The organism is Alcaligenes phenolicus (assembly GCF_032063905.1).
GTDB lineage: Bacteria > Pseudomonadota > Gammaproteobacteria > Burkholderiales > Burkholderiaceae_B > Alcaligenes > Alcaligenes phenolicus.
Map to the genome: position 1 here is coordinate 66,766 of NZ_DAMBOE010000005.1, position 15,293 is coordinate 82,058.

At 57.8% G+C, this 15,293-nt stretch carries 12 protein-coding genes; 10 read left to right on the forward strand and 2 right to left on the reverse strand.

What is annotated here, in order from left to right:
* Positions 1-19 precede the first annotated feature (19 nt).
* The gene (locus U2949_RS11745; protein WP_026483937.1) at positions 20-760 is read right to left on the reverse strand and encodes an IclR family transcriptional regulator; all 741 of its coding nucleotides are present in this window, start codon (positions 758-760) and stop codon (positions 20-22) included.
* Positions 761-1,015: 255 nt separating this feature from the next.
* Between U2949_RS11745 and U2949_RS11750 the strand changes: the two genes are divergently transcribed.
* Together U2949_RS11750 and U2949_RS11755 are read left to right on the forward strand one after the other, a co-directional pair.
* The gene (locus tag U2949_RS11750) at positions 1,016-2,611 is read left to right on the forward strand and encodes a sulfatase-like hydrolase/transferase (RefSeq protein ID WP_321287908.1); all 1,596 of its coding nucleotides are present in this window, start codon (positions 1,016-1,018) and stop codon (positions 2,609-2,611) included.
* A 62-nt stretch (positions 2,612-2,673) separates the two neighbouring features.
* A complete protein-coding gene (locus tag U2949_RS11755) occupies positions 2,674-3,657 on the forward strand; it encodes a Bug family tripartite tricarboxylate transporter substrate binding protein (RefSeq protein WP_321287909.1) in 984 nt (327 codons plus the stop codon).
* A 226-nt stretch (positions 3,658-3,883) separates the two neighbouring features.
* On the opposite strand, the gene U2949_RS11760 is transcribed toward U2949_RS11755, so the two are convergent.
* Positions 3,884-4,342 (reverse strand): MarR family winged helix-turn-helix transcriptional regulator, encoded by a 459-nt coding sequence (locus U2949_RS11760; RefSeq protein WP_009463827.1) that lies wholly within the window; start codon positions 4,340-4,342, stop codon positions 3,884-3,886.
* A gap of 200 nt (positions 4,343-4,542) precedes the next feature.
* On the opposite strand from U2949_RS11760, the gene U2949_RS11765 reads away from it, so the two are divergent.
* The 8 genes from U2949_RS11765 to U2949_RS11800 all read left to right on the forward strand — a co-directional run bounded on the left by U2949_RS11765 (position 4,543) and on the right by U2949_RS11800 (position 15,242).
* On the forward strand, positions 4,543-6,753 hold the full coding sequence (locus U2949_RS11765; protein ID WP_026483935.1) for a thiamine pyrophosphate-dependent enzyme: 2,211 nt from the start codon (positions 4,543-4,545) through the stop codon (positions 6,751-6,753).
* A 23-nt stretch (positions 6,754-6,776) separates the two neighbouring features.
* Positions 6,777-8,282 carry an indolepyruvate oxidoreductase subunit beta family protein gene (locus U2949_RS11770; protein WP_321287912.1) on the forward strand — a complete coding sequence of 502 codons (1,506 nt, stop codon included), beginning with the start codon at positions 6,777-6,779 and terminating at the stop codon, positions 8,280-8,282.
* A gap of 230 nt (positions 8,283-8,512) precedes the next feature.
* Complete coding sequence (locus U2949_RS11775; protein WP_052362948.1) at positions 8,513-9,028, forward strand: MarR family winged helix-turn-helix transcriptional regulator; 516 nt, start codon at positions 8,513-8,515, stop codon at positions 9,026-9,028.
* 95 nt (positions 9,029-9,123) lie between these two features.
* Positions 9,124-9,567 carry an acyl-CoA thioesterase gene (locus tag U2949_RS11780; protein ID WP_035269363.1) on the forward strand — a complete coding sequence of 148 codons (444 nt, stop codon included), beginning with the start codon at positions 9,124-9,126 and terminating at the stop codon, positions 9,565-9,567.
* A 130-nt stretch (positions 9,568-9,697) separates the two neighbouring features.
* A complete protein-coding gene (locus U2949_RS11785; RefSeq protein WP_321287914.1) occupies positions 9,698-12,034 on the forward strand; it encodes a bifunctional salicylyl-CoA 5-hydroxylase/oxidoreductase in 2,337 nt (778 codons plus the stop codon).
* A 21-nt stretch (positions 12,035-12,055) separates the two neighbouring features.
* Complete coding sequence (locus U2949_RS11790; protein WP_321287916.1) at positions 12,056-13,180, forward strand: cupin domain-containing protein; 1,125 nt, start codon at positions 12,056-12,058, stop codon at positions 13,178-13,180.
* A 94-nt stretch (positions 13,181-13,274) separates the two neighbouring features.
* Positions 13,275-14,198, forward strand: a complete 924-nt coding sequence (locus tag U2949_RS11795; protein ID WP_009463820.1) for a fumarylacetoacetate hydrolase family protein — start codon at positions 13,275-13,277, stop codon at positions 14,196-14,198.
* 15 nt (positions 14,199-14,213) lie between these two features.
* Entirely contained in the window at positions 14,214-15,242 is a 1,029-nt protein-coding gene (locus U2949_RS11800) for a carbon-nitrogen hydrolase family protein (protein ID WP_042484948.1), read from the forward strand.
* Positions 15,243-15,293 lie beyond the last annotated feature (51 nt).

The following is a 15,293-nucleotide window of genomic DNA, read 5'->3' on the forward strand; positions in this document are numbered from 1 at the left end:
TCCTGGGGGCACCCAGTCCTCAGACTTGGGCCAGGGCGCGGCTAACGGCGCGTGCAGCGGGCTGGATCAGGTTGGCTAGCGCTTCGGGGCTGATCGCCTCAAAGCGTTCCAGCGTACCCAACAAGGTCAGGCTGCCGAAGATACGTTTGGCATCATCAAAAATAGGCGCGGAAATACCGCCTATGCCCGGATTGATCTGCTCTTTGGTGATGCAATAGCCCGCACGGCGCAGTTCCTGCATATGGGCGGAAAATGCCGGCCACTCCTTGCCCAGGCGCTGTACATAATCAATTTCCTGGTTTTTCTCGTACAAGCGGCGCAGATGGCGGGTGGGCAGGTAAGCCGTGACGATACGGGCTGTGGAGCTGCGGAACATATCCATGGTGCGGCCCCGGCCAAACAGCAGCTCGAAACGCTCCGGCCCGGTTTCCTGATGGGTGGTCAATATGCGTTCGCCATATTGCTGGCCGATCAGGACATCCAGTCCGGTCTGCTCGACCAGCGAACGCAGCAAGGGGCGGCAACGGCTGACCAGCGGATCAAATTCGCGGATCAGCAGATCCATTTCTATAAACCGGGGCCCCGGCGCGTAACCTTCGGGACTGCGTATCAGCAGGCCGCTAGTGCATAACTCTTTCAGGTAGCGATAGGTTGTCGCGGGAGGGTAATTCAAGCGAGCGCAGATGGTTTCCACATCCAGAACCGGAGTGTCTGCACCGTACAAGTCCAGAATTTGCAGCATGCGTCTTAGACTATTCATGTGCCCTCGTAGAAGCGGAGTTGTTGGTTCTCTATTCTAACCATGCCGCGCCGTGTCAGTGGAGCGCAACATTGGGCATTGGCCGAGTCTACTGGTTTATACCTAAACCATCAGATTATTCGAAAATTATTCTCAGACTGCGGTAATAATCTGAGGCATAAGCGGGTCTGTTATGCATTTGCTTACACATGGCCTACTCCTTTTGTGGCGTCGGGTTCTACGCGGGCCCGGACCCGGTTTTTTTTTGAGGCGGACATGGATCAGGCTCAGCCCAGTCAGGTGTCTTTAGAGATCAAGAATGTGCTGTTCATCATGTGTGACCAGTTACGTGCAGACCACCTGTCCTGTTATACCCCTGGGGGAGCATTAAAGACCCCCAATCTGGATCGTCTGGCCGCCATGGGTGTGCGCTTTGATCGTGCCTATGTGAACTCTGCCGTCTGTGGCCCGTCGCGGGCCTCGTATTACACCGGCCGCTATCCCTTGTCGCACCGGGTCACCTGGAATCGCGTTCCCCACCCCATCGACGAGCTGTATCTGGGCGATTATCTGGCCCAATCCGGGCGAGACTGCCATCTGCTGGGCAAGACTCACCATGTGCCGGACCCGGCTGGCGCCAATGCCCGACGCTTCCAGGTTCAGCCCGAGGCGGCCGAGCGCTTCTGGCAAGGCGGCTTTACCGCGATTGAACGCTACGACGGTCACTTTGAAATGGGCCCGGATAGTGAATACCGCCAGTATTTGCAGGCTCAGGGTTACGACAGCGAGCGTCCCTGGGAAGACTATGTGATCGGCAGCCAGGATGCCCAGGGTCAGTTTGCCTCCGGTTGGTACATGCGTAATGCCAGCCTGCCAGCACGGGTACAGGCGCAGGATTCGGAAACCGCCTACTTTACCCAGCGGGCCATGGATTTCATCACAGCCAAAGGCGAAGAGCCCTGGGCCTTGCATCTGTCTTTCATCAAACCGCACTGGCCTTATAAAGCGCCAGCGCCCTACCACGATTGCTTTGGCGCGGAAGACGCCTGTACGCCCTTGCGTGCAGAGCACGAGCGCCAGAATGCACACCCCGTGCATGCGGCCTATCAGCAGCATGAAGAGTCCCAGTCCTTTGCCCAAGACGAGGTCTGGCGCACGATCAAGCCTGTCTATATGGGCCTGGTTCAACAGATCGACGATGAAGTCGGCCGTTTGCTGGACATGCTGGCACAGCAAGACCGACTGAAAGACACCCTGATCATTTTCAGTTCCGATCACGGCGATTTGCTGGGCGACCACTGGCTGGGCGAGAAAGAGTATTTCTTTGAAAACGCCATACGCGTCCCGCTGATCGTGGTTGATCCACGGACTTCAGCGAATGCCACACGTGGTCAAAGCAGTGATGCCTTTGTCGAGTGCGTGGATGTCACCCCCACGATTCTGGATGCCTTGCACCTGCCCGCCCAGGAACACCGGGTGGAAGGCCGTTCGCTGATTCCCTTGTTGCACGGCCAGTCCGATTGGGCGCGTGAGTACACCGTGGCCAGCCTGGATTACGCCTATCGGGAAGCCCGCCAGATTCTGGGCCGTGGTGTGGATGAATGTCGTGGCCTGATGCTGCGCGATAGCGACTATAAATACATACATTGGCAAGGCTACCGGCCACAATTACTCGACTTGAAGCAAGACCCTGACGAGCTGCACGACCTGGGCGCAGATCCGGCGTATGCAGCGGTTTGTCGGCGGATGAAAGAAGGCCTGCTGGACTGGCATGACACCCTGAAAGGGCGTGCCAGCGAGAGCTGGGCTGCGGTAGAGGATCGTACCAATGCGCACGAGCGCATGATGAATATCTTGATTGGACGATGGTAAATGCGCTGCGGGGGGCTACCAGTCGGTGGCGGGCCGCAATCAATAACGATAAGGAGTGGACAATGAAGCAGCTTAAAAATACGACGCTGGCCCTGTTGTTGGCAGGTGTGGGTGCTTTGGCCCCGATGATGGCTCAAGCCGCCTGGCCGACTACGGACCAGGTGCGTATTGTGGTCCCCTACCCACCCGGCACCGAGCCTGACATTCTGGCCCGCGATCTGGGTGTGCATCTGAACAAGGCCACCGGCAAGGTCTTTGTGATCGAGAACCGTCCGGGCGCCAACGCCATTATCGGTACTGACAATATCGCCAAAGCCAAGGGGGACGGCTCGGCCCTGCTGATGGTCGATAGCCTGGCGGTATCGACCAACCCGCTGCTTTACAGCAACCTGCCCTACAAATGGGAAAAGGACCTGAAGCCGGTCACCACAGTCGCGGGCGTGAACCTGTATCTGCTGGTGCGTAATGATTTCCCGGCCAAGGACTACAAGGAATTCATCGCCCAGGCCAAGAAAGCCAATGGTGATACCAATGTGGGCACCGGTGGCCGTGGACACGTCACGCACCTGGGCATGGGCTTGCTGGCCCGTGAAGAAGGGGTGAACTTCACCTACATCCCCTACAAGGGCATGGCCCCGGCGACAAACGCCATTCTGGGCGGTGAGACAGATGCCATGCTGGTCGGTGGCATTCTGGCATCCCAGCACGTAGATGGCGGCAAGGTGCGAGTCTTGGCGGTAGGCGCTGACAAGCGTACTGAACTGCTGCCAAGTGTGCCGACGGTGCAGGAAGCAGGCGGCCATGCCAACAGCATTCCAACAACGACTTTTGCGCTGTTTGCCCCCGGCACCACGCCGGATGACACCGTGAAAGAGATTCAGGAAAAGGTCGATGCTGCCTTGAAGACGCCCGAGATGCAGGCGGCCTTCAAGAGTCGTGGTCTGGCCCAGTTCTTCACCACCCCGGCCCAGACGCTGGAGCGCGTGCAGAACGACTCCAAGGTCTATTCCGAGCTGATCCCTACCCTGGGCATTCAGCCTGAGTAATGGGCTATCTGGCAGAGCCATACATCTGATCAGTAGCCTGGCTGCTGACGGTTATGGCTCTGTGAAGCCTCAAGGTTGGAGAGGATAAAAAACACCACACACGCCCCGTTCAGGTGGGGCGTGTGTGGTGTCTCTTGAATCTGGAAGTCGCTACAGACCAGGTTCAGAACGCCAAGCCCGCGCCATGCAGGGTTAGAACCGATAGTGTGGCCGGGCGGGCTGCGTTTTACTGATCGTTGTAGTCGTGCTGCTCGGAGATCAGACGCCGCAAGGTGGTTTTGAGGGCGCCGACATCCAGCGGTTGCAGGCGCTGCACCACTTCCTGCTCGTGCAGGCGGGCCTTGGCAATCAGGCCGGAGATCAGCGTTTGGCCTTCTTCGGTGATGCGTACCAAGGTGATGCGACGGTCCACATCGTGGGCCACGCGGCGCAGCAAACCTTGCTTTTCCAGGCGATCGAGCAAGCGTGTGACGGTGGGTTGCTTGGTGGTGGCAATACGAGCCAGATGGCCGATGCTCACTTCGCCCGCGCCGGACAGGGTGGACAGCACACGCCATTCGGAAATGGACAAACCGTTGCTTAGCACCACTTCATGGAATTCGGCAGAGATCAGCTGGCTTGCCTGGGCCAACAAGGCGGGCAGGTAGTTTTCGACAAAGACGGTGTCGTGTTCGGTGGGGCTCATGGTGCTTATTGTCATTACAGGCTAATGGGTGCCGCAAGGCAGCAACAGGGCTCACTATAACCAAGCTGTCCGCTCGCGTGTCGCAAATAATTTAGCTACTTTACTAGGGAAAACCATGAGAATGGATATGTTGAGATATAAACATATTCCGATGAAAATAAATACCATGTTCACAATGAGCGGTAAGTAAGGAAAGAAAAATGGCTGAGCGATCGTTTGTCGAAGAAGTCAAAAAGCTGCGCCTGGGTGATGGAGACGTATTCAGTGGCGAAGGCATCCTGGCGGTGACCAAGGCCCTGCTGGAATCGGGCGTGTCCTACGTGGCCGGTTACCAGGGTGCGCCTATCTCGCACTTGATGGACGTGCTGGCAGATGCCCAGGACATCCTGCAAGAGAACGGAATCCGTTTTGAAAACAGTGCCAGCGAGGCAACGGCGGCGGCAACGCTGGCTGCGTCGGTTAACTACCCGCTGCGTGGCGCCATCACTTTTAAAGCAACCGTGGGTACCAACGTGGCCTCGGACGCGCTGGCCAACCTGGCCTCCGGTGGGGTCAAGGGCGGTGCGCTGATCATTGTGGGCGAAGACTACGGTGAAGGCTCGTCCATCATGCAGGAGCGTAGCCACGCTTTTGCCATGAAATCGCAAATGTGGATGCTGGACCCGCGTCCTAATCTGCCCTGTATCGTGCAGGCGGTAAAAGACGGCTTTGATCTGTCCGAAGCGTCCAACACCCCCGTGATGTTGCAGCTGCGTATTCGCGCCTGTCACGTGCATGGTCAGTTTGTGGCCTCGGATAACCGCCGCGCCAAGTTCACCATCAAAGAAGCCATGGAGCAGCCCACACGCGACATCAATCGCATTGTGTTGCCGCCTGCCAGCTTCCTGCACGAAAAAGAAAAGATCGAACAGCGCTGGCCTAATGCCGTCAAGTTCATCGAAGAGCGTCAGTTGAATGAATTCTTTGCTGATGGCACCGATGACGTCGGCCTGATCGTTCAGGGCGGTGGCTACAACACCGTGATCCGTGCTCTGGAACACCTGGATATGGCCGATGTGTTCGGCGAATCCAAAGTGCCGATGTACGTGATGAACGTGGCTTACCCGCTGATCGAATCTGAAATCGTCCGCTTCTGTGAAGGCAAGCGTGCGGTGCTGGTGCTGGAAGAAGGTCAGCCCAACTTTGTGGAACAGAATATCTCCGACATCGTGCGTCGTCACAATGTGGACGTGACCTTGCACGGCAAGGATCTGTTGCCTCTGGCCGGTGAATACAACACCGCCACCATGTTGAAAGGCCTGCGTGCCTTCATGGAAAAATACGAGCGCATCGAGCCTCTGCCAGCCCGCAAACCACGCGTGATCCCGATGAAGGTCGAGACCGTGGAGCGTCCCAAAGCTGAGCAAGCCAGCCTGGCGGAAGTGGAAGCGGCTGAAGTCAAACCCTTGGGTAGCCTGGACGAGAACGTTCACGCCCGTCCGCCAGGGTTTTGTACCGGCTGTCCCGAGCGTCCTATCTTTACCGCTTTGAAGCTGGTGGAGCGCGAGCTGGGCGAGCACCATGTGTCGGCCGACATTGGCTGTCACCTGTTCTCCATTCTGCCGCCCTTCAACCTGGGCAACACCACCATGGGTTACGGCCTGGGTGGCGCCGGTTCGGCCGCCTTGAACGTGGATTCGGACAAGCGTGCCATCTCGGTCATGGGTGACGGTGGTTTCTGGCACAACGGTTTGACCAGTGGTATTGCCAACGCCGTGTTCAACCGCAGCGACAACCTGACCATTGTGATCGACAACAGCTACACGGCGGCTACGGGTGGTCAGGACATTCTGTCCTCCAAGGCCAAGAACGAAACGCGCAGTACCGGTCACCTGATCGAGAAAGCCGCGCGTGGCGTAGGTGTGGAATGGCTGCGCATGATTCGTCGCACCTACGACTTGAAGACCATGACGGCCACCCTGCGTGAAGCCCTGACGACCAAGGAAAAAGGTCCCAAGGTGCTGGTGGCGCAAAGCGAATGTATGTTGAACCGTCAGCGCCGCGAGAAAGGCCAGGTGCGTAAAGCTGTGGCTGCAGGCGAACGCGTCGTGCGCGAGCGCTTTGGTGTGGACCCGGATACGTGTACTGGCGATCACTCCTGCATCCGCTTGTCCGGTTGCCCTTCGCTGTCGATTCGCCCCAATCCGGACGCTCTGCGTCAGGATCCGGTGGCCAACGTGATGAACAGTTGTGTGGGTTGCGGTCTGTGTGGTGAGGTTTCCCACGCGGCGATTCTGTGTCCGTCTTTCTACCGTGCACAAGTAGTCAGCAACCCGACTGGCTGGGACAAGTTCCGCGAAAAAACTCGCCGTGGCTTTATCGGCTGGTTGCAGCGTCGTGACGCTGCCCGTCGTGAACGTCTGGCCTTCTAAGCACACCCGTAGAGATTTTTATCATGCAGATCAAACCAATCAAGATTGCTATTTTGGCCATGGGTGGCGAAGGCGGCGGCGTGTTGGCCGACTGGATCGTCAACCTGGGCGAACAAAACGGCTACTTTGCACAGACCACCTCGGTGCCGGGCGTGGCCCAGCGTACCGGTGCCACGATTTACTACGTGGAACTGTTCCCGCACTCGGCTGCTGTGGATGGCAAAAAACCGGTACTGGCTCTGATGCCCATGCCCGGTGACGTGGACGTGGTGCTGGCCTCCGAACTGATGGAAGCCGGTCGCGCCGTACAACGTGGCCTGGTGACAGAGGACCGCACCACGCTGATCGCTTCGACTCACCGTGTTTATTCCATTGCCGAAAAATCGGCCATGGGCGATGGCCGTGTGGACGACAATGCCCTGATTGCGCATGCAACCCAGGCTGCCAAGCGATTTGTGTACTTCAATATGGAAAAAGCGGCCGAGGATTCGGGCAGCGTGATTTCCGCCGTGCTGTTTGGCGCATTGGCCAGCACCGGCGTGCTGCCCTTTAGCCGCTCGCAGTTTGAACAGACCATCGAGCGCGGTGGTGTGGGCGTCAAGCCCAGCTTGAAGGCTTTTGGTGCCGCCTACGCCCGTGTCGCTGAAGGCGATGCTGGCAAGGCCGATTCGGAACACAAGCCGGTTGATATGGCGACGCTGGCCCCCCGCGACCCTGCGGTGGCCAAGCTGATTGACCGCGTCCGTGCCGAAGTACCCGCGCAGGCCCAGCCTATCGTGGTGGAAGGTGTGCGCCGTGTTCTGGACTTCCAGGACGTGGCTTACGCAAATCTTTACCTGGACCGCCTGAAAAAGATCAGCCAGTTTGCCCGCCCTGACGATGTGGCCCTGATCCGCGAAACCGGCCGCTACCTGGCGCTGTGGATGTCTTACGAGGACGCCATTCGCGTGGCTGAACTGAAAACCCGCTCCAGCCGTTTTGACCGTGTGCATAAAGAAGTGCGCGCTGCCGACGGCCAGATCGTGGCGATCAATGAATACATGCACCCCCGTGTGGAAGAAATCAGCGAAATCCTGCCTTTTGCCAGTGTAGGTCGTTGGTTGATGCGTCCTACCTGGGGCAACAAGCTGGTGAAATCGCAGACCAAATCCGGTCGCGTGATTCAAACCAGTTCGGTGCGTGGTTTTATTCCCCTGTACTTGCTCTCGGGCTTCAAGCGCTGGCGTCGTCGCACGCTGCGTTACCAGGCCGAGCAGCAGCGCATTGAAGGCTGGTTGAAGCAGATCGAACAGGCTGCCGATGCCCATCCGGCCCTGGCTCTGGAAATTGCTCAGTGCCAGCGTCTGGTCAAAGGATATGGCGATACCCATGCCCGTGGCTTGCGTAATTACCAGACCGTGATGTCGGCTCTGGAGCGCAACCCCAGCACCTTGTCGCCTGCTATTTTGGGTGCCCTGCGCGATGCGGCTTTGGCCGACGAGCACGGCGTCAAGCTGGAGGCTGCACTGCGCCAGTACGCACTGGTGTAAGGGCAACACCGGGCCGCTTTCGGGCGGCCTTGGTGAAAACCCTTGAGGACGCGTTTTTATACCCCCAAATACTTTATTTCTAAAATATTCATAGTAGAATATAAATTCGGATTGGCACTGCGAAGAAGGCCCTGAAAGCCAGAGATCCCGTGTCTACTTGGCCACTTGTTCAAGCAAGAATATCCCGCCTGTTGGTCAAACTGGATTAGCCAAAGCTTGGGGGAAAAAATATGAATCAAAGCGAAGCAGCACTCGAATTTTTGGTAGAACCGGCCGATGCCGGCTTTGAAGGCCGCGTCGGTCCCAAGGACCCCGCCAGCCTGAAATTGTGGTTGCGCATGCTGACCTGCACCAAGCAGATCGAAGACGAAATCCGTCGCCGCTTGCGCCAGAATTTTGATATTTCGCTGGCCCGTTTCGACTATATGGCCCAGCTGTATCGCTACCCGCAGGGCCTGAAGATGGGCGAATTGTCGCGCTATCTGATGGTAACCGGCGGCAATATTACCGGACTGACTGACGAGCTGGCCCGCGAGGGCATGGTGTCTCGCCAGAGCAGCCCCACCGACCGACGTGCCTGGGTGTTGCGTCTCACCCCCAAGGGCAAAAGCAGTTTCGAGGCGATGGCCCAGGCCCACAGCGACTGGATTGCAGAAATGTTTGAAGGGCTGGGTACCGAGGAAGTCGTGCACATCCATCAGCACCTGGGCCTGCTACGGGTTCATCTGCAAAGCGCGGCCAGCTAGCATAAGGTGCATCCTGCCAGGCCTGTGAACCAGGCAGGATGCGGATAGCGTCACGAACAGGCGCACAAAACACTTGCTAAAAAGGTGTCTACAACATGGTTTCCAAGCTGTACGAACAAGAACATCGCATCCGTTTTTCGGAATGCGATCCAGCGGGTATCGTTTTTTATCCGCAGTACTTTGTGATGTTTAACGACCTGATGGAAGCATGGATCGACTCCATGACCCCCGAGGGTTTTCACAACATGATCGCCAGCAAACGGGTGGGCATGCCTTCGGTGCACATTGAAGCCGAGTTCAAGTCCATCAGCCGTATGGGTGATGATGTGGTGATGAGCCTGGGTGTGGAACGCATTGGCAATAGCTCCTTGAAGCTGCTGTTGCGCTGCATCGGTAAAGACGGTGTGTTGCGTATGCAAGTGCGCCAGACCGTGGTGACCACCTCGCTGGAGACGCACCTGGGTATTCCTATCCCTGATTTCCTGCGCAACCCCATGCAAGAGTATGTGATTGCCCAGCCAGAAAGCAGCAAGGCTTGATCTAGTTTGAAGTAGTAGCAGGCAGTGTGCAGGTCAGGTATTTTTTTTGATTTAAATAGTTGACTTGTATAATATTTATTAATAAATATACTATGCTCAGAAGCATGTATTCAGACCATACGGACATATCATGAATATCGTATGTATTGGCGGAGGCCCAGCCGGCTTGTATTTCGGTTTGCTGATGAAGTTGCAGAACCCTCAGAACGAGGTTTTTGTCGTCGAGCGCAACCGACCGTACGACACCTTTGGCTGGGGTGTGGTGTTCTCGGACGCCACCATGGAAAACCTGCGTGAAGCTGACCCTGTGTCCGCGCAGACCATCGGTGACGCGTTCAACCACTGGGACGACATTGAGTGCCATTTCAAAGGTAGCGCCGTGCGCTCCAGCGGTCATGGCTTTATCGGGATTGGTCGCAAGAAATTGCTGAACATCCTGCAGGCTCGCTGTGAAGAAGTGGGCGTCAAGCTGGTGTTCGAGACCGTGGTCACGGACGAAGCTGAACTGGCCCGCAAGTACAACGCCGATATCCTGATTGCTTCTGACGGCATCAACAGCGCCATTCGTACCCGCTACGAAGATGTGTTCCAGCCTGATATCGACACCCGTAACTGCCGCTTTGTGTGGCTGGGTACGGAAAAAGTGTTCGACGCCTTTAACTTCATTTTTGTTGAAACCGAACACGGCTGGTTCCAGGCTCACGCCTACCGCTTCCAGGATGGCCTGTCCACGTTCATCGTGGAAACGCCTGAAGAGACCTGGCAGAAAGCCGGTATTGGCGAAATGTCGCAGGAAGAGGCCATTGCCTACTGCGAGAAGCTGTTTGCTGACCACCTGGATGGCAACAAGCTGATCAGTAACGCGACTCACCTGCGCGGTTCGGCTATCTGGATCCGCTTTCCACGCGTTATCTGCAACAAGTGGGTGCACTGGCAAGATTACGGCACCGGCAAGAAGGTTCCTGTGGTGCTGATGGGCGATGCCGCTCACACCGCTCACTTCTCCATCGGCTCTGGCACCAAGCTGGCTCTGGAAGATGCCATTACGCTGGCCCAGCACATGGACCACGAGTCCATGGAAGAGGCCCTGAAAGATTACGAAGCCGCTCGTAGCGTGGACGTATTGCGCATTCAGAACGCTGCCCGCAACTCGACCGAATGGTTCGAGAACGTGGCCCGTTACGCCAATATGAAGCCCGAGCAGTTCACCTACTCCATGCTGACCCGTTCGCAGCGCATCTCGCACGAGAACATGCGTATGCGTGACGCGGCCTGGCTGGAAAAATACGAGCGCTGGATGGCGACCGAAGCCGGCTTGAAGCTGGCCGACGGTGAAAAGGCCCCATCGCCCATGTTCACGCCCTTCAAGCTGCGCGATATGCAGTTGAAGAACCGTGTCGTGCTCTCGCCCACGCTGATGTACAGCGCCAAGGACGGCATGCCCGGTGCTACGCACCAGGTGCATTATGGCAGCCGCGCCATGGGTGGTGCTGGCCTGATCATGGCTGAGATGACGGCCGTGACGCCTGAAGGTCGTGTCACTCCCGGTTGTACCGGCCTGTGGAACGACGAGCAGGCCAATGCCTGGAAACCTGTGGTGGCTTTCGCTCATGAACAGGGTGCCAAGATCGGTGTGCAGTTGGGCCACGCTGGCCGTCGCGGTTCGACGCAGCTGGGCTGGGAAAAAGCCAATCAGCCGCTGGCTGAAGGCAACTGGCCTTTGGTGTCGGCCTCCGCCCTGCCTTACCAGGCTGGCGTCACTGCCGTGCCTGACGAGATCACCCGTGCCCAGATGGACGAAATTCGTGATGCATTCGTGGCCGCTGCCAAGCGCGCTGACCAGGCCGGTTTTGACTGCATCGAATTGCAAGCCGCCCACGGTTACCTCTTGTCCAGCTTCATCTCGCCGCTGACTAATCAGCGTAGTGACGAATTTGGTGGTAGTCTGGAAAATCGCATGGCTTACCCGCTGGAAGTGTTTGCCGCTATCCGTGCCGTCTGGCCAGAGAACAAGCCCATCATGGTGCGTATCTCGGCAACAGACTGGGCCGAAGGTGGCAACACGGCGGACGACGGTGTGGAAATTGCCCGCCTGTTCAAGCAAGCCGGTGCCGATCTGATCGACGTGTCCTCGGGTGAAGTGGTGCTGGAGCAGCAGCCAATTTACGGCCGCATGTACCAGACGCCATTCTCCGACCGTATCCGTAACGAAGCCGGTATCGCCACCATGGCGGTGGGCTCGATCATGGAAGCGGATCACGCCAACAGCATTATTGCTGCAGGCCGTGCTGACCTGTGCGCCCTGTCGCGTGGCTTTCTGGCCGACGCGAACTGGCCACAACGTCAGGCAGCGGAGCTGGGTTACACCGACCTGGCCTGGCCCGTTCAGTACGAATGGGGCAAGGACTGGTTGCAGCGTCAAATCAAACGTGCGCCAGTGGCCCAGGACGGCCCTGCCAAGTCATAAAACACGAAAGGAGACAGCATCATGTCGGAAGAACGTTTTGACACCCACCGCGAAAGCGTGATCGGTCGTGCAGATGTTGAGGACACGCCCGAATTGGTGAAGTACTACCAGGATTTGACTCAGTTTGAAGCCGGTGCCCTGTGGACCGTGGCGAACAAGATTGAGCCCTGGGAGCCCAAGTCCGAATCCGTGCCTGTGGTGTGGCGCTACCGCGACCTGCGCGACTACGTGTTGCGTTCGGTGGATCTGGTCAGCCCTGAAAAGGCCGGTCGTCGTGTGATTTACCTGAACAACCCCGGTCGCCAGGAAGTCTCGGCGGCGGTGGGCTGGCTGTACTCCGGTTTGCAGGTCATGAAACCGGGCGAAGCGGCTTCCGCACATGCGCACTCCTCCTCGGCCCTGCGTTTCATCATGGAAGGCCGTGGTGCCTACACCATCGTGGACGGCCACAAGATGACCTTGGGCGCCAACGACTTCGTGCTGACGCCTAACGGCTGCTGGCACGAGCACGGCGTGGAAGCCGACGGCCTGCCTTGTATTTGGCAAGACGGTCTGGACATTCCACTGGTCAACGCGCTGGAAGCCGGTTTCTACGCGGTTCACCCGGATCTGACCCAGGCCATTACGCACCCCGTCAACGACGCGGTGGGTATCTGGGGTGGCCGTGGTCTGAAACCTACCTTGCACGACTGGCAAAAACCGTACTCGCCCCTGCTCAAGTACGAGTGGGAGCCTACCTACGAAGCCTTGTCGGCCTACGCCAAGGTTACGGACGGCAGCCCCTTTGATGGCGTCATCATGGACTACATCAACCCGCTGACCGGCGGTCCTGTCATGGCCACCATCGGTGCCAGCATGCAAATGCTGCGCCCTGGCGAGCACACCAAGGCCCACCGTCACACCGGCAGCATCATTTACCAATGCGCCAAGGGTGAAGGTTATTCCATCATCAATGGCAAACGCTTTGACTGGCGCGAACGCGACATTTTCTGCGTACCATCCTGGATGTTCCACGAGCACGTGAACGGTTCTTCGTCCGAGGACGCTTGCCTGTTCTCGTTCCACGACCTGCCCGTGATGCGTGCCCTGAATCTGTACCGCGAAGAAGCGCTGGCCGAGAACGGTGGCCATCAAGTCTTGCTGTAAGACTACTTAATTAAGCTATATGAACAGCCTGCCACGGCAGGCTGACCTGATTTACTTAAGCCATCCGCATAGATGGCCCAATCTGGAGATAGAAATGCGTCTTGTAACGTACCGTAGTGAAGTTGCTGCCGCTGGCCGCCTGGGTGCCATTGTGGGCGATCTGGTGGTTGACCTGGGTTACCTGGGCGACGCCACAGGCCACATGCTGCCTGACAATATGCTCGATTTCATCGACCTGGGCCCAGCCGCTGTGACCTCCACGGCTCGCTTGCTGGAAACCTACGCCGACGATATGCCTTTTGGTGTGGCACTGCCCCTGGCCAACGTCAAGCTGTTGGCTCCTATCCCACGCCCACGCAAGAACATCTTTGGTATCGGCCTGAACTACGTGGAACACGTGGCCGAATCCAGCCGCACTCTGGACACCTCCAAAGAGCTGCCCAAACAGCCCGTGATTTTCTCCAAGCCACCAACCACCGTGGTTGGCCCTGGCGATGCCATCGAGCACAACAAGAACATCACTCAGCAAATGGACTGGGAAGTTGAACTGGCCGTGATCATGGGCACCCGTGCTCAGCGCGTGGCCAAAGAAGACGCCCTGAAGTACGTGTTCGGTTACTCCGTCATGATCGACGTGAGCGCCCGCGACTGCCGTCGTGCCGGTCAGTGGATCTACTCCAAAGGCCAGGACACCTACGCTCCTTTCGGTCCCGTTATCGTGACTGCTGACGAGCTGACCGATCCTCACAACCTGAACCTGAGCCTGACTCTGAACGGTGTGACCAAGCAAAGCTCCAACACCAAGCACATGCTGTTCAACGTGAACGACCTGATCGCTGACATCAGCGCCGGTATCACGCTGGAACCCGGTGACATCATCGCTACCGGTACCCCGGAAGGCGTGGGCGCTGGCCGTGATCCTCAAGAGTGGATGTGGCCTGGTGACGTGGTGCACGCTGTGGTTGAAGGCATCGGCGAATTGCGTCACCCCATCGTGGACGTGACCCCCCAAAACTAAGTAAAGGAGAGCATGATGCTGGAATTGCGTCAGTTCAAGGCCGCCGCCGTTCAGGCAGCGCCTGTGTTCCTGGACACGAATGCGACCATCGAAAAAGTATGTCGTCTGATCAATGAAGCAGCCGACAACGGTGCCGAGCTGATCGCCTTTCCCGAGGTGTTCGTCTCCGGTTACCCCTACTGGAGCTGGGTGATGAACCCGATCGACGGCAGCCCGTGGTTCGAGCGCCTGTGCAAATCGGCCATCGAAGTGCCCGGTCCCGAGATCCAGAAGGTTGCGCAAGTTTGTCGTCAGCGCAAGGTCAACGTGGTGTTGGGTGTGAACGAGCGCAGTCCCGTTGGCATCGGCACCATTTACAACACGCTGGTCACCATCGGCGCGGACGGCCGCATTCTGGGCCGTCACCGCAAACTGGTTCCCACCTGGGCTGAAAAGCTGACCTGGGCCAACGGTGATGCGTCCTCGATGCGTGTGCATGACACCACCATCGGCCCTCTGGGTGCCTTGGCTTGCGGTGAAAACACCAACACGCTGGCTCGTTTCAGCCTGTTGTCGCAAGGTGAACTGGTCCACGTTGCCAGCTACATCGCCTTGCCCGTGGCACCAAAAGACTACGACATGGCTGAAGCGATTCGCCTGCGTGCCGCTGCTCACTGCTTTGAAGGCAAGGTATTTACGGTGGTGGCTTGCTCGACGGTTTCCGAGGAAATCATCGAAGCCATGTCGGCCAGCCATCCTGAAGCACGTGATCTGCTGGCCCGTCCCAACAGCGCGTTCTCGGGCATTATTGGCCCCGATGGCCGCGTTCAGGGTGAAGCACTGATCGACAAGGAAGGCATTGCCTACGCCGACATCGATCTGTCGCGCTGCATCCAGCCACGTCAAATGCACGACATCACCGGTCACTACAACCGTTTTGACGTGTTTGACCTGCGTGTGAACCGCAAGGCTTTGACGCCTGCCCGCTTTTACGAAGGCGACGCAGCGTCCCAGCCAGACCTGAATCCTGCCGAGTTCTCCGTTCTGGACGACAAGGAAGTGTAAGAGGGTTCAAGACGGTCCCTTTCCCCCAGTGGATTGGGGCCGTTTTTTGAC